The following is a 17,816-nucleotide window of genomic DNA, read 5'->3' as shown; positions in this document are numbered from 1 at the left end:
GGCATCTGGCACGCGGCCCAGACAGCGGGTGGACCCCCACAGCGGTGTGCGGTGTCAGGTCACCATCGGTACCAGCGGCCGCGGCCGCCGCCCGTCGTGGTGGAGCGCATGACGAAGCCGAGCAGCCACAGCACCAGAACCGCGACGGCGATCCACCACAGGATCTTGATCGCGAAACCGGCGCCGAACAGGATCAGTGCGAGAAGCAGAACGAGCAGCAGGGGAACCATGGTTATCGACCTCCTATCGCTCCGGATTCCCTGCATTGTGTTCCGCATTCCTCGACAAGCTCTTGTTTGTGAAGGGAGGGGCGGGGCACCAGGCGGTTACCGCGACAACGACAGTGACACTCTGAGGAGGCCCATTCCATGACTGCCGGTGAGAAGGCCAAGGCGAAGACCGAGCAGGCCAAGGGCAAGACCAAGGAGGCCCTGGGCAGCGCTCTCGGCAACGACCGCATGGCTGCCGAGGGGCAGGCCGAGAAGAGCACGGGCGATGCCCGTGAAGCCAAGGAGAAGACCAAGGACGCCTTCAAGCACTGACGGTCTGTTCGGCCTGAATGGGTGTGCTTTCGGATCTACCGGGAGCACACCCATTTCGCCGTTCACGGGCCGGCATTTCGACGATCCCGGGAGGGGAGGCCGACACGGCCTTGCGCCTCTCTCGACTCGGCCCTCCCCCCTCACGCATGAACGAGGGTCGCGCTGCCCAGGTCGGGCAACACGCGCCTACTCAGGGCGGGTTGAGTACCTGAGCTCATGCCCGGTACACCGCCGTGCGGCGAAGATCAGTGCAACGGACAGGCACACAGGGCCTGTTCGACCAAGTCAGCCTGATGGGGAGACCTCCATGTCCCGACGTATCGCTGTGTCCGTGGCCGCCGGTGCCGCCCTTCTCGTGGGTGCCGGCGCGTACGCCCTGGCCTACGCCGGAGACCAGCCCCCCGCCCTGACGCACAGCACGGCCCACTACACCGCCCCCACCGGCGACAGCGCCGGCTCCCTCACCTTCACCACCGACGTCACCGCCTCCTCCGGCGTCAAGAGCGTCAAGGTCCTGGCCTGGCCGAAGCACTCCTCCCTCGCCCACAAGAAACTCACCGCCAAGGACATGACCGCCGCCGAGACGGCCACCTGCAAGCCCGCTGCCAAGCACACCCTCCACTGCGCCTACACCACCACCGTCACCCCCACCGACGCCGCGAAGTCCCCCCGCGGCGCCTGGCACATCGCCGTCCTGGCCGAAGCCAAGAACGGCACCACCACCCTCGACGACAAGGCAGCCGACTTCACCGTCCGCTAGCAGGGGGCGAGCCGCGCCGCGGGCGTAGCGGTGGACACGTCCTGGCCGGCCTCGCACCGGGCGGCCGGGGCGAGCGGCCTACGCGAGGTGATCGTTTCGTGGGACTTGACCAACCCATCGCATCGTCATCGACGCCGACTCCGGACTCGTCATCGCCGTCGTGCCCCGTCGCCCGCAGGTCCCGGTGACTGTGATCAAGGCCACGGAATGGCACGCCACCTGGAGGTTCGCGCGCTGAGGCAGGGAATCCGCACAGGAGCGCCACATCGGCCCCACACGGTCTTTCGAAGACGCCGTTAGCGTTACAGCCTGCTCAACCTAACGCTCGATCCCTCGTGCAAAACCGTCAGGAAGAAGCGGATGGACTACTGCTCCTCGTGCCGTCGGCACCTCAACGGAGCCCTGGTGTGCCCGGGTTGCGGCGCTTACGCCCCGGACATAGCGCCCTTGACCGCAGGCGGTCGCACCGTCGCGGCCCCGGCCGCAACAGCGCTCTGGACGGAGGTGGCGGCGCCAGCGGAGACCGACGCGTACGGCGCCTACGACGCCGCCAGTGTTTTCCAGGACTCCGGCGGTGACGACGAGGGCGCCGACAGTGAGACCGAGGTGCCGGCGCCCGCGCCGCAGGGGCGGGCCGGCCGGCGCCGACAGCGGGCCCGCTGGAAGAAGAACCAGCGCCGGGCCGTGGTCGCGACCGCCGTCGCGCTCGTCGGCGGCGGTCTGACCGTCGCCTCGATGGAGGGCGGTTCCGGCCACCGCGCCCAGGCGGCCACGGCCGACAACCTCGCGAGCATGGGCACCGACACGCAGTCGGTGGACCAGACCGCCGAGCTCCCGCCGGCCGGGACGGGCAAGCACCGCAAGCCTTCCACCACGAACTCCCAGTCCTCCACGACCGGCGCCTCGCAGCGCCGTTCCGAGGCCACCGCGACCCACACGGACTCGGCGAGGACGCAGCCGTACACGGCCGCCGCGGCGCACGCGAGGCCGAAGGCCGCCGTGCAGCCGGCCGCGTCCACACCCTCGGCCGACACGAAGACCGCCGGTACCACGACCGCCGGCACCGGCACGTCGACGGCCCAGTCGCCCGCCCCGGCGGCCACCGGCGGCACGGGGTCGGGAACCTCCGCGAACTCAGGCACGTCGGGCACATCGGATGCGTCGGATGCGTCGTCTTCGGGATCTTCGGGATCTTCGGGGACATCACAGTCGAACTCCGCGCCGGCGGCGACCTCCCCGTCGGGGATCTGCGTGCTCGGGCTGATCTGCGTGAGCTGATCCCCCCCGGGGTCAACTGGTCACTTCCGCATGAACTGGGCGGACGGTGTGCGGGCGTCCTCCCGCACACCGTCCGGCCACAGCGACTCCTAGACGAGTCATTCCGATGTGATGACGGGCTGGCGGGTCTCGTGGTTGTGCCAGATCGCGGCGGCCATCGTGAGGATGCGTTGGGCGACGCGGACGGCGACACCTTCGAAGGTCCGGCCACCGTGCTGTTCCAGGTCGAGCCGGGGCGCGGGGCCAGGGGCGCGCGCCCTACGGCTGCGGGGCGGGGGACAGGGACGGAGTCGCGGACGGTGAGGGCGTGACCGCGTCCGAGGGCCGGTCGGGCAGCGGCTCGAAGGCCAGGGCGTCCCAGGCGACGCCCTTGAGGGTGTCGTCGACCGGCTCGATCTGCTGTCGCACCGACTTCGCGGCTTGGCCGGCCAGGCCCACCCCCACCTGAGCTTCACCGTGGGCTCGATGACCGCCCTCGCGCTACGGGACAACGAACTGGGCGGCATCCTCGCCCACTACTCCACCCACCACACCTCACCGGAACAACTCCTCCTCCTGTACGCCGAGTTCCACCGCACCCTCGCGCCTAGCGGCCTCCTGATGCCGGCCGGGCACGCGGAAGACGACGAGTATCTGCGTCTACGTCCGACCCAGGCGTACGGCGGCCATCCGGTGTCCTACGAGTCCCACCTGCTCCCGGCCGAGCGGATCGCCGAACCGCTGAGCCGGGCCGGACTCGTGATCACGACGCGACTTGTGCAGGAGCCCGACGAAGGCGCGCGAAGGACAGTCGCCACCTTCCTGGCCCGGAAACCCGAACGCCCCTTGCGCCATAGTGGTTGTCACGTTCCCGAGTCCGGCGGTGTCTTCATGTCCAACAGGCCGACAGGCCAACGGACATGGAGAAGAAGGAGCACACCGTGACACTGCGCATCCCGAAGGCAGAACTCCCCGCCGAGCTCACCGAAAACATGATCAAACAGTTCGGTGCCCTGCCCGAGCCCTTCGAAGTGACGGCGCACAACCCCAAGGTCGCCCAGGACTCCACGGAGCTCGGGCGCCAGGTGAGCGAGTGGGACGTGGCCGACGAGGGGCTCAAGACGTTCGCGCACATGGCGGTTGCCGCGCAGGTCGGCTGCAGTTGGTGCCTCGACATCAACTACTTCCTGGCGCTGCACAAGGACCTGGACCTGGCCAAGGCGAGCCAGGTGCCGCGCTGGCGGGAGTCGGAGGTGTTCACGCCGCTGGAGCGGGACGTGCTGGAGTACGCCGAGGCCATGACGAACACGCCGCCGACCGTCACCGACGAGCTGTACGCGGGCCTGCTCGACCGGCTCGGCCCGGCTGCGATGGTCGAGCTCACCGCGTCGATCGCCTTCGCCAACCTGTCGACCAGGAACAACACGGCCCACGGAATCACCTCGCAGGGCTTCTCCGACGCGTGCGGGACTCCGCTGGCCGCGCGTTCGGGGAACTCCGGCGTGGCGTCGTCGACGATATGACCGAGGACCCCTTCGTCACCCACCGCAGCCTGCTCTTCACGGTCGCCTACGAGATGCTCGGCTCGGCGGCCGACGCGGAGGACGCACTGCAGGAGTCCTGGCTGCGGTGGGCCGACGTCGACAGGTCGCAGGTGCGTGAACCGCGGGCGTACCTCGTCCGCACCGTCACACGGCAGGCGCTCAACCGGCTGCGTACGTTGTCCCGCAGCCGTGAGGAGTACGTGGGCGAGTGGCTGCCGGAACCCCTGCTGACCAGCCCTGACGTCGCCGAGGACGTCGAACTCGCGGAGAGCGTCTCGATCGCGATGCTGACCGTCCTCGAAACGCTGGGGCCGACAGAGCGGGCGGTGTTCGTACTGCGGGAGGTCTTCGAGATGCCGTACGGCGAGATCGGCGAGGCCATCGGGAAGTCCGCGGCGACGGTACGGCAGGTCGCGCGGCGGGCACGCGAGCACGTGGCCGCCCGGCAGCCGCGCATGCGGGTGAGCCGGGCCGAGCAACGGACCGTCGTCGACCGCTTCCTTCTCGCCCTGCGCACCGGGCAGTTGCAGGACCTGCTGGAGGTCATGGCGCCGGACGTCGTCCTGATCGCCGATGGTGGAGGGGTCGTGGCCGCCGTGCTGGCGCCGATCCACGGGGCCGAACCGGTGGCGAGGCTGCTCACGCGCGCGAACCAGGTCGCGGTCCCGTTCGAGATGACGCCCGTGTGGCTCAACGGCGCTCCCGCGGGCCGGATCGAGATGAACGGCGAGCCGACCGCGGTGAGCCTCGTGGTGGAGAACGGGCAGGTCACCCGGATCTACATCGTGCGGAACCCGCAGAAGCTGACACGGCTCGACGAGACGGCCGAACTCGCCAGGTGAACCCGCCGCCCAGCACAAGGGACAGCCCGCTCCGGCCGGAATTCGTTTCGTTCCCCGCAGCGGGCGCCCTGGACGAGTCATTCGAATGCTGACGGTGTGTCCGGGAACGCGGGCAGGGCGTCCAAGATCGTTGTGTGACGAACAACCTGGACGCCCTGCTGACCGCACTGTACGTGAAGATCGACGACGAGATCGGGGGCACCCGGTGGCTGGGCCGACCGCCGCAACTGACGGACTCCGAGCTTGTCTGCCTCGCTGTCGCCCAGGCGCTGCTGGGCTTCACTTCAGAGTCGCGGTGGCTGCGGTTCGTGGACTCCCGCTTGGGCGGGATGTTCCCGTACGTGCCCAGGCAGCCGGGCTGGAACAAGCGGCTGAGAGCCGCGTTGCCCCTGGTCAAGAAGGCAATACGGCTGCTGGCCGTCGACACGGACTTCTGGTTCGACAACCATTGGATCGTCGACTCGCCGCCGGTGGAATGTGGTCGCTCGCGTCCGGCCGTGAAGCGGTCGGACATGGCCGGCTGGGCCGGATACGGGTACTGCGCCAGCCACAGCCGGTTCTTCTGGGGCCTGCGCATGTTCCTGGTGTGCACCCCGACCGGGATACCCATCCTGTGGGCTCTGGCGACCCCGAAAATGGATGAGCGCGAGGTACTGACCGCGATGCTCGACCGCGAACCCGAGACGGTCACGAACCGGCCGGGGCTGCTGGTGATCTCCGACAAGGGCTTCGCCTCCAAGGAGTTCGAGGCCGACCTGGCCTTGAGGGGCGCCGAGTTGCTGCGGCCGTCGTTCAAGCGCGAGAAGAAACGCAAGGGCGAGAGCCTCCTGAAATCAGTGCGACAGCTGATCGAGTCGGTCAACGACACCCTCAAAGGCCAGCTCGACCTGGAACAGCACGGAGGCCGGACCTTCGAAGGCGTCGCAGTCCGCGTCGCCCAACGCGTCCTCGCGATGGCTGCCGCGATCTGGCACAACCACAAGACCGGCCAGCCGGTCACGCGCTCCCTCATCGCCTATGACCACTGATTACATCGGAATTACTCGTCTAGCGGACGGCTGCGCGAGAATCCCAGCGGCTCCAGGAGGGGATGTTCTCGCGGGCCTCCCGCCAGGCGGCCGGGACTTCCTCTGTGCCGGTGCGGGCCGCGACGATGCCTCCCGCGATGGCGCAGGTCGTGTCGCGGTCGCCCCACCCGGCGACGGTCTGCCAGAGCACCTCGCAAAGGTCGTCCAGTTGCCCTGCGGCAGACCACAACGCGAACGGCACCGTGTCAGGAGCCGAGATCAGGGTCCCCGAGCCCAGAACGGACGCCGCGTGACGCACCGAAGTGCGCTCCGGAAACGTCGCGGCCACCAGCAGTCCGGAGCGGACGTCGCTGTCCGGCACGTGCGAGGCGACTTCTCGCAGGAACTCGGTGCGCGGCGGGGCCAGGTGCCCCTCACTGGAGGCTGCCAGCGCCGCGGCGACCGCCACAGCCACGGCCCCCGCGACCGCCTCCGGGTGAGCGTGGGTGGTCAGCGCCGACAGCCGGGCCTGCTCGCGGGCAGCGGTGAGGTCGTCGCGGAACCAGGCCCCCAGCGGGGCAACCCTCATCGCGGCGCCGTTGCCGTAGGAGCCCTGTCCGCCGAACTGCCCCGCGGTGACGGCCTGCCAGTCCTCGCCCTCGCCGATGCGCCGCAGTACGCCGTGCATGGACGGGCCGTACTTGCGCCCCGGGTCGCGCTCGTACTCGGCGGCGAACTCCCGTGCCAGGTCGTCGGGACGGATCTCCCCATGGGCCATCAGATGGGCGAACAGGACGAACGCCATGGCCGAATCGTCCGTCCACAGCCACGGCGCAGGACGCAGGTTCCGCGCAGCCCACAGTTCCTCGGCGCACTCGTCGGAGCGCGTGAACCAGCTGTCGCCGAAGGCGTCGCCCATCACGAGCCCGTCCAGGCTGGCGTGGGCGAGCTGCGGACTGCTCATGGCAAAGCTCCTCTGAATGATCGGTGGCTCGCATTCTCGCCGTAGCCGGCCGACGGTGTGAGCGGATTTACGGGCGGCGGCAACGTTGTGGGGCAGCGGTCGACGGGCTGCGCTCCGGTGACGGGAACGTGCGCCCGAGCTTCGGGAAGCGGATGCCGTGCCGCCCCGCCTCGTCGAGAGCCCATCGCCGACACCAGGCTCAACCCAGGTCTCCCGGCATGCCCTGAGCCCCTGGCCTCCCCTACCCGGACTCCTCCGGCGCGTTGCCCCGCAGGTGCCGTCGCACCGCCGCGTTCAGTTTCTGGAGCACAGGTTCGGGCAGTGGCTGTCCCAGCGCCTGGGCGAGCAGGGATTCCGCGACCGAGTGCAGCTCGACGTCGGTGTGTTGGGAGAGTTCGTGCAGCACCTCGAAGGCTGCGGCCGGCGAAATGCCGTGAACCGCGATGAGGACGCCGACGGCCCGGTCGACGATCGCGTGGGAGTCGACCGTCCGGGAGATTTCCTCGCCTGCTTCCTCCTGGCGGTTTCCCCTGGACACCTCGGGTTTGCGTGGGCTCCCGCTCGGAGGGCCGTGCCAGTCCAGGCACAGGACGGTGGCGTCGTCTCTCGGCCGGCCACCGTGGTAGGCGTCGGCGACGGTGCCGACCAGCGTGCGTACGACCTCGCGGGGGTGTTCGGTCGCGGTCTCGCGGATGGGGCGGGGCAGGTCGACCGTCTCCGCTTCGCGTTCCTCCATGCCGTCGGTGTGGAGCACGAGGCGGTCGCCGGGGCGCAGATCCAGATCCTGCACTAGGTAGGAGCCTGGTCGATCACCGCATGTGCGATGGCCGTCTGCAGGTGGTCGTTGTCCCGCTGCAGATCGATGATCCTGGCGGCCGGATCGTCCGGCGCCGGCGGCTGGCGCACTCCAGCCGGCGTGGGTCGGCCGTGGGGCGGGAGACCCATCGTTGTCACGCTCCAGCAAGCGACTTGGCGATCCGGCCGGGCGGCCCGCCCGGCCGCGACGGTGAACACGACAACCCACGCCTACCCGCGATCCCCACCTGTTCGCATCCCATCCCGGCGCACCGCGACCGCGTGGTCCGGGAGCAGCGCCGACCGGGAACGATCATTTCGGGATGGGAGCACCTCGCCCGGCAGGACATGCCCTGACGTGCAGCGGCAGCTTCGACCGGCGCCGGTGCCTACGGCGGCTGAACGGCCTGCTCGGTGCCGCCGCCCAGGGGCGGAGTAGCCTCGTCTTACGCAAAGGTCGGTTCCCGGGAACCCATCAACGCGAGGCTCCCCCCGTTCGACCAATGAGCTGGGGGAGCCGCCTTGCGGACGGGACAATTACCGCCTCCGTCAGGTACGGACGGTCCTCCGTCAGGTACGGACGGTCCTCCGTCAGGTACGGACGGTCCTCCGTCAGGCACGGACGGCCTTCCGTCAGGTACGAACGGTCCTCTCGCAGACCTCGGCGAGTTCCATGTCGCGGTCGACCAGGGCCTGCGCGGTGGCGGCAAGGCTGACCCGGTGGCGGTCGGCGTAGCCGGCCAGCAGGCGCCCCGCCGCGTTCACCGGCAGCCCCGTATGGGCGGCGAGCATGCCCTTGGCGATCTCGAGGACGGTTTTCGCGGCGATGGCGCTCTGCACGCGTGTCACGACGTCGTCACCCCGCGGGTCGGCGGACCAGTGCATCAGCCCCAGCGCGGCGGAGTCCGCCAGCGCCTGCGCGAGGTGGGGGCCGCCGGGGGGAAGCTCGCCGGTGTCGGCGCTGAGCAGGGTGAGCGCGCCCAGGACGCGGTCGTGGAAACGTACCGGCACGGTGTGCAGGGACCGGTATCCGGCATCGTCCATGGCCGCGTTCAGCTGGGGCCAGCGTGACGCCTCGAGCGTGATGTCGGGGACACCGCGGCCCTCACCCGTGCGATAGCAGTCCATGCAGGGGCCGTACCCCGTCTGCATCTGCATCAGTTCGATGAACGCGGCACCGTCCTCGGTGGCGGCCATCGTCTTCAGGGTGCCCCGTGCGTCAGCGATCATCACCGCCGCGGCGTCCACGTCCAGCAGTGACCGGCAGGCGTGCACCAGCCGGTCGAACAGGCGCAACGGGTCGAAGTCCGGCGCATAGGTGTCCGCCAGACCGACGAAGGCCGTCGCCAGCTCCCGCTCCCGGTTCATGCTCGCCTCCCCGGCGCTGTCGTCGTGGGTGCTCAGGTCTTCACTCATGGCGGATGTCCATGCTGCCGTCGATGACGGCCCGCGCGATGGCCAGGGACGTACTGCCCTGCGCGAAGGCCCGGGCCCGCAGCCTCAGCAGCGCTTCCTGAGCAGTCACTCCCATGTGCACCATGATCATCCCGGTGGCCTGGTGAACTTCCACCCGATCCGATTCTGCTCCCTCCAGCCACGCTACGACTCCATCGGAGTCAGACGAAGCGTGGTCCAGGGCCGTGACGGCCAGGCCCAGGGCATCGGCGACCAGCAGCGCGGTGCGCACCTGGCCGTCATCGAGCGTTCCCGCCGTCTGCCGGTAAAGGTCCAGGGTTCCCAGAGCCCCTGCGGCAGCCGTCAACGGCAGCGAGAACACGGCCTCCGCGCCCGCCTTGGCCGCCTGGACGGAGAACAGCGGCCAGCGGCGGGCGTCCGGGGCCCGGGTCAGATCGGATGCGAACACCGGAGCCAGCAACCGGACGGCCTCCGTGCACGGTCCCTCACCCAGCGTGTACTGGATCTCCGCGAGCTGACCGGCCACCTCGTCGCTGGCGAACAGCACGACACCGGTGCCCGCCTCCCGCCCGAGGACCGACAGCGACAGCCCCGAGACGCCCGGCAGAAGAGACGCACACGCCCGGCAGAGCGCCTTCGGCACCGCCGTGGGAGGAAGTCCACGGACCGCGGCAATCAGCTCGCGTGCGATACGCCTTCGCAGGACATGCGTCTCCCGCTCCGCGTCCTCCGCACCCGGTTCCGGCCCGGACATCCTTTTCACCTCCCCGCACAGCAACCCGTCGGCACATCCGATCTTGCCTCACCAGCGGGGCCCCAGACGCATTCGTCACTGGCGGACACGCGAAGCCGGCCGGTACCGGCCCCACGACCAGCCCGCCGTCGACTGCGGCCTCCCCCGGCCTGCCGCAGCCCGGCCGTCGCCCGCCATGACCGTCCCATACGCCCAGCCCCGACTCGTCATCTCCAAGCTCGCCACCGGGCCAGCGTGCCTTCGCTGTGCCCACCGTGACCAAGTCCCCCTGGGCGACCGGGAGAAACACCGAACGGACCGTCCCAAGATCAGCGACCGCACCCGATGATCAACCCGGTCCGCCGGACCGCCCCTGCTCGACGTCCCCGGCACGACCCGCACGGACGACGTCTTGGGTTCGTGCCGGGCGGTGCTCGGCGCTCTCATCGGCGAAGACTCCGAGCTGGCTGATGGCCCAGCGACAGCTGTCTGGCGTGCCGTGGTGCTCCTTACGGGGCGGTCCGTCGATCCACTGATGCCGGGCCGCTCCCCGTCAGGAAGCGGGCTGCTTCATCGGCGCGGAGCTTGGCGTCGAGGTGCAGGAGTGCGCCCTGGCTGCGGGCTGGTCGCAGTAGATGGTCGGGGGCCGGCTTTGCGCGAAGACCACCACCCTTACCGGGCCTTCCATCGACTCACGCGACCGCGACGCGGCGTGCTTGGCGCCGCCGCGCCCCAACGCGTGCCGGAATGAACGAAGTTGGCTCCTTGTACCGTTGCCTCGTCACCTGTCGTTCGTGGAGGTCATCTGTGTCAGACGAGTCGGAACAGACCATGCTCACCCACATTCCGCCAGACGGGATCGCCCCAGGGAACGGCTACAGCCATGTCGTTGTGGGTGAAGGTCGACTGGTCGTCATCTCCGGGCAGGTCGCACTGGACGAACAGGGAAATGTGGTCGGCAAGGGTGACGCCGCCGCCCAGGCCCGTCAGGTCTTCGAGAACCTGCGACGGTGCCTGGCGGCAGGCGAAGCAACGTTCGCCGACGTCGCCAAGTTCACCTTCTACGTCACCGACGTCGCCATACTCCCGGAGATACGGGCCGCCCGCGACGCGCACATCGACACCGCACGTCCACCTGCGAGTACCGCGGTACAGGTGGCCGCCCTGTACCGGCCGGAGCTCATGGTGGAGGTAGAGGCCCTCGCCATCATCCCTTGGTGACTCGGCAGGCCCGTGGCCAGGGCCGCTGGACGGGCCGTCCATGATCTTCGAGTGCACCCGCCGAGGCTCCAGCATCACCGCAGCTCAGGGACATTGACGAGAGACATCACACCAAGAATCCCCGTGGGCAAAAGGCCCCGGTCCGCCTCGGGGTGCTTCCGTTCTGGTGGTGACTCCCCGGCCCCGTCGGCACGCTCGCGGGACCGTTCACGACCGGGTCTGGCGTAGACATTCGATGAGGTAGTCGCCGGATTCGGGGTCCGTCGTCACTCCGTGCGCCTCGCTGTGAAAGCCCGGGAACGTCTTGTCGAACGCCTCCAGTGCCCTCAGGTACCGCAACAGCGGTCCGTCCGGGTCGCCGACGGATTCGCCGGGCATCAACACCGGAATTCCCGGTGGCGTCACCGTCACCATCGCAGCGGCGACACGGCCTGCGGCGTCGGCGAGACGCAGTCGTTGCGTGTTGCCCCGGATCAGCTGCCGGTAGCAGCCCTGGGGCGGCTCGACCGGCTGGGGCAGGTCCTGGAAGGCGGTGTCGAGGGCTTCGACCAACTCGCTGCGCGTGAGGTGCTCGTGCATGTCCTGGCACAGACCGCGCAGGGTGCCCCCGCCGTACCGAAGGGGGTACTGCTGCGAAAGGCCGGGCAGCACGCGTTCCAGTGGCGCGTCCGCGTCGTACAGGGACTTGAAGTCCATCAGGGCGTCCAGGAGGGTTCCCCACTTGCCTTTGGTGATGCCCATGGAGAACAGCACGAGGGTGGAGTAGCTGTCGGTCTTCTCGACGACGATGCCACGATCCGCCAGGTAGGCACTGAGGATCCGGGCCGGAATGCCCCGCGGCGATGTCACACCGGTCGCGCTCACACCGGGGCAGGTCACAGTGACCTTCACCGGGTCCAGCATGCAGTAGCCCTCGGTGAGGCCGGCGAATCCGTGCCAGTCGGCGCCGGGCTCCAACTGCCAGCAGGACGGCTCTTCCCGCAGCAGTTCGGCGGGGGCATCGGCGAAGGGGATGCGCTGCCTGGTCTCGGGGTCCGTGACCCTGTCGGGCTGCCAGACGCCGAAGAACCAGTCGGGACGATCGCCGGCCTGGCTGATCCGGCGGGCGGTGCGCACCACGGCCTGGCGAAAGCGGATCGCCTCCGTCACCGCCTCGTCGATCAGCCACTGCCCCTGGGGGCCGTCCATCATGGCGGCGGCCACGTCGAGGGAGGCGATCGCCGGATAGAGGGGCGAGGTGGTGCCATGCATCATGAACGCCTCGTTGAACCGCTCGTGTTCGACAGGGGCCCGCGGCGAGGACGTCACGTGGACCATCGCGCTCTGCGAGAGCGCGGCCAGGAGCTTGTGGGTGGACTGGGTGGAGAACACGGTCGGGCGGTCGGGCCCCTCGAAGGTGTCCGGCCCCACGGCCATCCCGTACCGTCCGGCGTAGAGGGGGTGGAAGCGGGCGTAGGCGAACCATGCCTCGTCGAAGTGCAGTCGGGGTGTGCTGGGGGCGAGTGCGTGTGCCACCGCGAGGGTGTCGTAACACAGGCCGTCGTAGGTGGAGTTGGTGACCACCGCGTACGGGGCGTCCGCTGAGGTGGCGCCGGCGGCCAGCGGGTTGGCCGCGATGCGGGCGGCCACCGCCTGCCGGGTGATCGCGTGCGGCGGAAGCGGGCCGGCGAGGCCGTAGCCGTTGCGGGTCGGTACCAGGTAGACGGGACGGGCTCCCGAGATGACCAGGCCGTGCAGCACGGACTTGTGGCAGTTGCGGTCGATCAGTGCGATCTCGTCGCCCGTGACGCAGTAGTGGCCCACCATGCGATCGGCGGTCGAGTTGCCGTGCAGCACGAAGTACGTCCGCTCGGCGCCGAACACGCGGGCGGCGTTGCGCTCGGCTGCGCCGATGGGCCCGCTGTGCTCGAAGAGGGAGCCGAGTTCGCCGACCGAGATGGACAGGTCGCTGCGGAAGAGGCGTTCGCCGAAGTAGTCGAAGAAGGCGCGGCCGGCGGCGGACTTGAGGAAGGCGACGCCACCGGAGTGGGCCGGGGTGTGCCAGGAGTACTCGTGGGCGTCGTCGAAGCGGCGCAACGCCTTGAAGAACGGCGGGAGGATGTCGTCGCTGTACACGCGGGCCGCCGCGACCACGCGTCCGGCGATGAACGAGGCGGTGTCCTCCAGCGGCCAGATGTAGCCCACCACGGCCTCGGAGACCCACAGCGGCAACCGTTCGAGATCGTGATCGGATTCGTCGTTCATGAGCAGGAAGACAGGAAGGCGCTGGAAGCGCCGCTGGATCTGACGCAGCACCTCAGCACCGCCCGGGTCGTCACCGACCGTGCTCGCACCGTTCGGCAGGTCCCATGCGACCACGGCAGCGGCGAGTCCCGCCTCGGTGTGCAGAACGGCGCGGGCTTCGTGGACATCGGCGGCCCAGCGCGGCTCCAGGCCCTTGCTCTCCAGTTCCTTGCCGATGCGGCGCATCTGCTCGGTACTGACGCCTCCGGCCAGGGGGTTCTCGCGCAATGCCATCAGGACAGTACCGTGTGCCATGTATCCGCCTTAAGTGCCTGAATGTCGGTCGGCCGCCCAAGTCTTGTGACCGACCGGAAGCAGCGATGCAGCTTCCGGTCGGCTTCACTCCGACGTGGCATCGACTTCCGGCCAACCCGTCGGCGCTGCTCGCTCAGTGGCCCACCCTGCGCTCCTTCGTCCGGGCTCCGCGGTGGCGTGCGGCTCCCTGAACTCCACCGCCGGCTCCTGACCGACGTCGTGCGATCGGCACGCCCACCCCTTGGTCGTCGAGCCGGCCGAGCAGCACCGTGCGTCAGGTGGCGACGGAGGTGAGCCAGTCGGTCAGGAGGCGGTTGGTCTCCTCGGGGCGTTCCTGCTGGACGAAGTGGCCGCAGCCGTCGAGGATGTGCGAGGCGGTGAGGCCGGGCAGGGTGGTGGGGTACGCCTTGATCGCGTCGGCCAGCCAGGTGGTGGAGGCGTCCAGAGCGCCGCCGATGAACAGGGAAGGCTGGGTGAGGGGGGCTCCGGCGAAGTCGGCCAGGTCCGCCCAGTCCCGGTCCATGTTCCGGTAGCGGTTCAACGCCCCGGTCAGGCCGGTCCGTTCGAACTCCCCCGCGTAGACGTCGAGGTCCTGCTCGCTGAGCCACGCCGGCGGACGGCCGGTGGGGAAGCGGTCGCGCAGCGTCCCGCCGCGGCTCACGAAATGCGGGTCGGGAGCGCCGGGGGCGGGCATGGTGTCGGCGGACAGGGCGGCGTAGAAGCCCGCGAGCCAGCCGCGGACGTCCGGCTCGATCTCCGCCTCGGCCCGGCAGGGTTGCTGGAAGTAGGAGACGTAGAACTCCTCCTCCCCGCCCATCCGCGCGAAGACCTCGCTGGGCCGGGGGCCGCCGGGCGGGGTGTAGGGCACGCTCAGGAGTCCGACCGCGCGGAACACGTCGGGGCGGACCAGGGCGGAGGTGGCGGCGATGGTCGCGCCCCAGTCGTGCCCGACGATCACCGCGGATTCCTCGCCCAGGGCGTCCACCACGGCGACGTTGTCCTCCACCAGGTCGAGCAACCGGTACGCGTCCGTCGCGTCGGGCCTGCTGGAGCGGCCGTAGCCGCGGACATCGACGGCGACGGCGCGGTGGCCCGCGGCGGCGAGCACCGGCAGCTGACGGCGCCACGTGTACCAGGTCTCCGGGAACCCGTGGACGAGCAGGACCAACGGCCCGCTGCCCTGCTCCACCAGGTGGGTACGGCCTGCGGGTGAGGAGACCAGACGGTGGGCGGGGCCGGCGGATGTGTGCGGCACGGATCCTCCTGAAGGCGTCGCGCGGAGGGCCGGTGCGGCGTGACAGGACCAAAACCGGCGGGAGCTTCTCCGCTCAAGGGCAGCAACCCCGAGCATGCTGCGGACGGAACTCCGCGCACGACATCTGTTGCCGATCCGGCAACACCGACCGGCGGCGAGGAGCCGCGTCAACTCCCCTCGCCGGCGGACACGCCAAGGGTGGGTGCCGCCGGTCGGGCGGATGCCGCCGGTCGGGCGGGTGCCGTTGAAGGGGACGTCAGGCTATGAGGAGACGGAGACCCAGTTCCGCCGCGTCGAGGTCGACGAGCTCGGGGTTGCGTTCGGCCCACCGGCCTGACGAAAGGTCGTCGCGGAGTCCGCTCACCGCCCGTCGCTCGGCGTGCGGCCCGACTCTGGTCCATACCGACACCGCGCGGCGCACGTGTTCGTCCAGGTACGCCTCGGGCCGGCGCCAGTGAGCCTCGAAGAAGCCGTCGGCGCAGTCCCACGGGATGAGCACCGGCTCGATGCGGGCGCCGATCGCGCGCGCCAGTCGGTCCACCGACGGCCGCCCGGCGACCAGGTCGGCGACCTCGGGCAGATAGTCGCGGGTGAGCCAGAACCGGTGCCGCCAGCCGGCGTCACTGGCGTCGTGCGTGAACACGACCACGCGGCGGGCCACCCGGCGCAACTCACGCAGCCCGGCGATCGGGTCCTGCCAGTGGTGAACGGTGCTGAAGGCCATCGCGGCGTCGAACGACCGGTCCTCGAACGGGAGGCTCTCCGCGGCGGCGGCCACACACGGTGCCGCACCGACGGGCCGCTGCGCCCGCATGACCGCCGACGGCTCCACCGCCGTGACGTCGCGGTCCGGGGGCTCGTAGGAGCCGGTACCGGCCCCGACGTTCAGTACCGTCCGCGCGTCCCCGAGGGCCTCCCAGACCCTGGCGGCGATCCGCGGCTCGGTGCGCCGCGTGGCCGGGTAGGCGGACCCGATGGCTTCGTACAACTGCACTCCGAACACCTTCAGTTGCTCCTCGGGCGTCGTTCTGATCCCCATGGCCCGTGCCTCGAGTTCCTTGTCCATGGCCGTCACCATGGCAGCGGCTCGCTCCCGCTGTTCCAGCAACAGGCCGCGCAGCCTGCGCAGTTGGGCGACGGCGTCGGTGGCAGGGTCGTCCACCAGGCGCGCGATCTCGCGCAGCCCGAAGCCCAGCCGCCGGTAGGCGAGCACTTCCCGCAGTCGCTCCACGTCGGCCGCCGCGTAAGCCCGGTATCCGGCCGCGGTCCGCGCGGACGGCCGTACGAGGCCGATCTCGTCGTAGTGATGCAGCGTGCGGACGCTCACGTCCGCCAGCTCGGCCACACGTCCCACGGTCAGGTGCTCGTCCACGCCACCGACCATGCGGCATGACGCCACGTGAGGGTCAAGCGCTCGGCCGTGGCACAGCTGTGGCTGAGCATGAACTGTCTGCTCGGTCCTGTGATTCCCAGCCCGGCGGCCTCGGCCCCTTCGGCGGCCTATGGTCGTCCAGGGCTACGGCACGCCGGGCCCTGTCGGCCGCCCGTCACGCGCCGGCGGGTCAGTGCAGGGCCTTCTCCGGTCTGCGTCCCCACGTGGTGAGCATTCCGGCCGACAGTGCGGCGCACTCGTCGGAGGCCAGGTAGTGGATCGCCGTGTCGACGGCCGTGTCGTCGACCAGGCCGGTGGCGAGCATGGCTCCTCTGCTGCGCTCCCAGGTGTCCGCCCAGAAGCGGCTGATGGGGCTGCCCGGCAGCAGGGGTGGCACATGGATCTCGGCGGCCACGGGCACCAGTCCCGCCGCGCGCAGCAACTGCGGGTACGACGGCACCCAGGAGACATCGGTGCCGATGCTCGCCCGCAGCCCCTGCCACATGGCCCGCATCACCGTGGTGTACGGCGTGTCGGGCGTTCGGTCACTCGTCAGGTCGACGGCGTCGCTGAGCACCAGCACACCGCCGGGCGCGACGCGTTCGGCCAGTGCCGTGATCAGGCGGTCGTATTCGGGCAGGTGCATCAGCACGAAGCGCGCGTGCACGAGCTGGAACCGACCGGGGCCGAAGTCCGCGGCGGTGATGTCCGCTTGCAGCACGTCGAGCCCGGGCACGGGCCGCTCGCTGAGGAAGCGGACGTCGCGGTCCACGGCGAGGACGCTCGCCACCCCGGCCTCCTCCAGCAGCCGGCGGGAGACCGTGCCCGTGCCGGCGCCCACGTCGAGGCAGCGCCAACCGGGGCCGGCGCCCAGGGCCCGCAGCCGCGCCATGGTGATGTCGTCGTAAGCGAGGGCGCCGAAGTCGATGCGCTCCCCTTCGCCCGCCTGTCCGGGAGGGAAGACGGCCTCGCCGTAACGGCCGTCGCCCGCGTCCCCGTGCGGAGAGGCGGTCACGTCGCCGCCAGGGACCGGGCAGGCCGGACGAGGTGCTGAGCCTGGGCGGCGGGAGGGTCGTCGAACGGGTTCATGGCCGGGCCTCTTCACGGGGTGGGGCTGTGCCGGGCGGCTTCCTGGGAGGCCGCCGCCTCACCGATCCTCCGCCGGTGGCCGCACGCGCGGTTGAGGCGCGCCGTGGGTGAGCCGATCGGCCCAGCGTGGGTTCCGGTGCTGTGGCCGGGAAAGTTCACCGACAGGCTCGCGGCGTCCGGTGCGGTGCATGGCTGGAGCGCGGCGTGGGGGTCCCCCGGCCGAAGGCCGGCGAGTGCCGTGCCGGGTGGCGCGAGCCGGTGAACCTTCCCGGCCACAGCACTAACGTGCCGCCCGGCGTCCGGGAGCGGTGGTGGGCGCGGTCCGGCGGGAGGGCGCGGGCGGGGTGTCGGCCGCCTGGCCGCCTCGGGCGTGGCCGGCGTTGAGGCGCTGGGCTTCTTCGAGTTGGTCTTCGAGGATGACGATGCGGCAGGCGGCCTCGATGGGGGTGCCCTGGTCGACGAGTTCGCGGGCGCGGGCGGC

At 70.3% G+C, this 17,816-nt stretch carries 17 protein-coding genes and 4 pseudogenes; 8 read left to right on the top strand and 13 right to left on the bottom strand.

The window, feature by feature from the left end:
* Window positions 1–59 precede the first annotated feature (59 nt).
* The gene (locus ABZT03_RS39110; RefSeq protein ID WP_356048274.1) at window positions 60–230 is read right to left on the bottom strand and encodes a hydrophobic protein; all 171 of its coding nucleotides are present in this window, start codon (window positions 228–230) and stop codon (window positions 60–62) included.
* A gap of 138 nt (window positions 231–368) precedes the next feature.
* On the opposite strand from ABZT03_RS39110, the gene ABZT03_RS39105 reads away from it, so the two are divergent.
* From ABZT03_RS39105 to ABZT03_RS39095, 3 genes are all read left to right on the top strand, one after another.
* Window positions 369–542: a CsbD family protein gene (locus ABZT03_RS39105; protein ID WP_356048273.1), complete on the top strand. Its 174-nt coding sequence runs from the start codon at window positions 369–371 to the stop codon at window positions 540–542.
* A gap of 307 nt (window positions 543–849) precedes the next feature.
* On the top strand, window positions 850–1,302 hold the full coding sequence (locus ABZT03_RS39100; RefSeq protein WP_356048272.1) for a DUF5707 domain-containing protein: 453 nt from the start codon (window positions 850–852) through the stop codon (window positions 1,300–1,302).
* Window positions 1,303–1,749: 447 nt separating this feature from the next.
* Window positions 1,750–2,580, top strand: a complete 831-nt coding sequence (locus ABZT03_RS39095) for a hypothetical protein (RefSeq protein WP_356048271.1) — start codon at window positions 1,750–1,752, stop codon at window positions 2,578–2,580.
* Window positions 2,581–2,678: 98 nt separating this feature from the next.
* Here the strand turns inward: ABZT03_RS39095 and ABZT03_RS39090 are convergent.
* Window positions 2,679–2,813, bottom strand: a pseudogene (locus ABZT03_RS39090) (IS982 family transposase); the annotation flags it as partial.
* 25 nt (window positions 2,814–2,838) lie between these two features.
* Entirely contained in the window at window positions 2,839–3,024 is a 186-nt protein-coding gene (locus ABZT03_RS39085) for a hypothetical protein (protein WP_356048276.1), read from the bottom strand.
* 21 nt (window positions 3,025–3,045) lie between these two features.
* Here ABZT03_RS39085 and ABZT03_RS39080 point away from each other — a divergent pair, with 21 nt between their 5' ends.
* The 4 genes from ABZT03_RS39080 to ABZT03_RS39065 all read left to right on the top strand — a co-directional run bounded on the left by ABZT03_RS39080 (window position 3,046) and on the right by ABZT03_RS39065 (window position 5,973).
* Window positions 3,046–3,504 carry a class I SAM-dependent methyltransferase gene (locus ABZT03_RS39080; RefSeq protein ID WP_356048270.1) on the top strand — a complete coding sequence of 153 codons (459 nt, stop codon included), beginning with the start codon at window positions 3,046–3,048 and terminating at the stop codon, window positions 3,502–3,504.
* Window positions 3,501–4,082, top strand: a complete 582-nt coding sequence (locus tag ABZT03_RS39075) for a carboxymuconolactone decarboxylase family protein (RefSeq protein ID WP_356048268.1) — start codon at window positions 3,501–3,503, stop codon at window positions 4,080–4,082. The genes ABZT03_RS39080 and ABZT03_RS39075 overlap by 4 nt, the downstream gene beginning before the upstream one ends.
* A complete protein-coding gene (locus ABZT03_RS39070; RefSeq protein WP_356048267.1) occupies window positions 4,079–4,945 on the top strand; it encodes an RNA polymerase sigma-70 factor in 867 nt (288 codons plus the stop codon). The genes ABZT03_RS39075 and ABZT03_RS39070 overlap by 4 nt, the downstream gene beginning before the upstream one ends.
* Window positions 4,946–5,079: 134 nt before the next feature.
* Window positions 5,080–5,973, top strand: a complete 894-nt coding sequence (locus ABZT03_RS39065) for an IS982 family transposase (RefSeq protein WP_356048266.1) — start codon at window positions 5,080–5,082, stop codon at window positions 5,971–5,973.
* A gap of 19 nt (window positions 5,974–5,992) precedes the next feature.
* Here ABZT03_RS39065 and ABZT03_RS39060 read toward each other — a convergent pair whose 3' ends face one another.
* The 5 genes and pseudogenes from ABZT03_RS39060 to ABZT03_RS39040 form a co-directional block, all read right to left on the bottom strand.
* Window positions 5,993–6,916, bottom strand: a complete 924-nt coding sequence (locus ABZT03_RS39060) for an ADP-ribosylglycohydrolase family protein (RefSeq protein WP_356048265.1) — start codon at window positions 6,914–6,916, stop codon at window positions 5,993–5,995.
* Between the two features lie 241 nt (window positions 6,917–7,157).
* A pseudogene (locus ABZT03_RS39055) lies at window positions 7,158–7,406 on the bottom strand (ANTAR domain-containing protein); the annotation flags it as partial.
* 75 nt (window positions 7,407–7,481) lie between these two features.
* Window positions 7,482–7,718: pseudogene (locus ABZT03_RS39050) on the bottom strand (SpoIIE family protein phosphatase); the annotation flags it as partial.
* Between the two features lie 626 nt (window positions 7,719–8,344).
* Window positions 8,345–9,127, bottom strand: a complete 783-nt coding sequence (locus tag ABZT03_RS39045; protein ID WP_356048264.1) for a GAF and ANTAR domain-containing protein — start codon at window positions 9,125–9,127, stop codon at window positions 8,345–8,347.
* Window positions 9,120–9,881 (bottom strand): GAF and ANTAR domain-containing protein, encoded by a 762-nt coding sequence (locus tag ABZT03_RS39040; RefSeq protein ID WP_356048262.1) that lies wholly within the window; start codon window positions 9,879–9,881, stop codon window positions 9,120–9,122. The genes ABZT03_RS39045 and ABZT03_RS39040 overlap by 8 nt, the downstream gene beginning before the upstream one ends.
* An 810-nt stretch (window positions 9,882–10,691) precedes the next feature.
* Between ABZT03_RS39040 and ABZT03_RS39035 the strand changes: the two genes are divergently transcribed.
* Window positions 10,692–11,081: a RidA family protein gene (locus ABZT03_RS39035; RefSeq protein WP_356048275.1), complete on the top strand. Its 390-nt coding sequence runs from the start codon at window positions 10,692–10,694 to the stop codon at window positions 11,079–11,081.
* A gap of 207 nt (window positions 11,082–11,288) precedes the next feature.
* On the opposite strand, the gene ABZT03_RS39030 is transcribed toward ABZT03_RS39035, so the two are convergent.
* From ABZT03_RS39030 to ABZT03_RS39010, 5 genes and pseudogenes are all read right to left on the bottom strand, one after another.
* Window positions 11,289–13,619 (bottom strand): Orn/Lys/Arg decarboxylase N-terminal domain-containing protein, encoded by a 2,331-nt coding sequence (locus ABZT03_RS39030; protein WP_356048261.1) that lies wholly within the window; start codon window positions 13,617–13,619, stop codon window positions 11,289–11,291.
* A gap of 274 nt (window positions 13,620–13,893) precedes the next feature.
* Window positions 13,894–14,874 (bottom strand): alpha/beta hydrolase, encoded by a 981-nt coding sequence (locus ABZT03_RS39025; protein WP_356048259.1) that lies wholly within the window; start codon window positions 14,872–14,874, stop codon window positions 13,894–13,896.
* Window positions 14,875–15,130: 256 nt separating this feature from the next.
* Window positions 15,131–16,258 carry a MerR family transcriptional regulator gene (locus ABZT03_RS39020; RefSeq protein ID WP_356048258.1) on the bottom strand — a complete coding sequence of 376 codons (1,128 nt, stop codon included), beginning with the start codon at window positions 16,256–16,258 and terminating at the stop codon, window positions 15,131–15,133.
* Window positions 16,259–16,436: 178 nt separating this feature from the next.
* The gene (locus ABZT03_RS39015) at window positions 16,437–17,261 is read right to left on the bottom strand and encodes a class I SAM-dependent methyltransferase (protein ID WP_356048256.1); all 825 of its coding nucleotides are present in this window, start codon (window positions 17,259–17,261) and stop codon (window positions 16,437–16,439) included.
* Between the two features lie 354 nt (window positions 17,262–17,615).
* Window positions 17,616–17,816, bottom strand: a pseudogene (locus ABZT03_RS39010) (hypothetical protein); the annotation flags it as partial.

Origin of the sequence: Streptomyces sp. NPDC005574 (assembly GCF_040605435.1) — a bacterium.
Classification (GTDB): domain Bacteria; phylum Actinomycetota; class Actinomycetes; order Streptomycetales; family Streptomycetaceae; genus Streptomyces.
The sequence above is the reverse complement of the archived record's forward strand: the minus strand, read 5'-3'. Positions and strand labels throughout refer to the sequence as shown.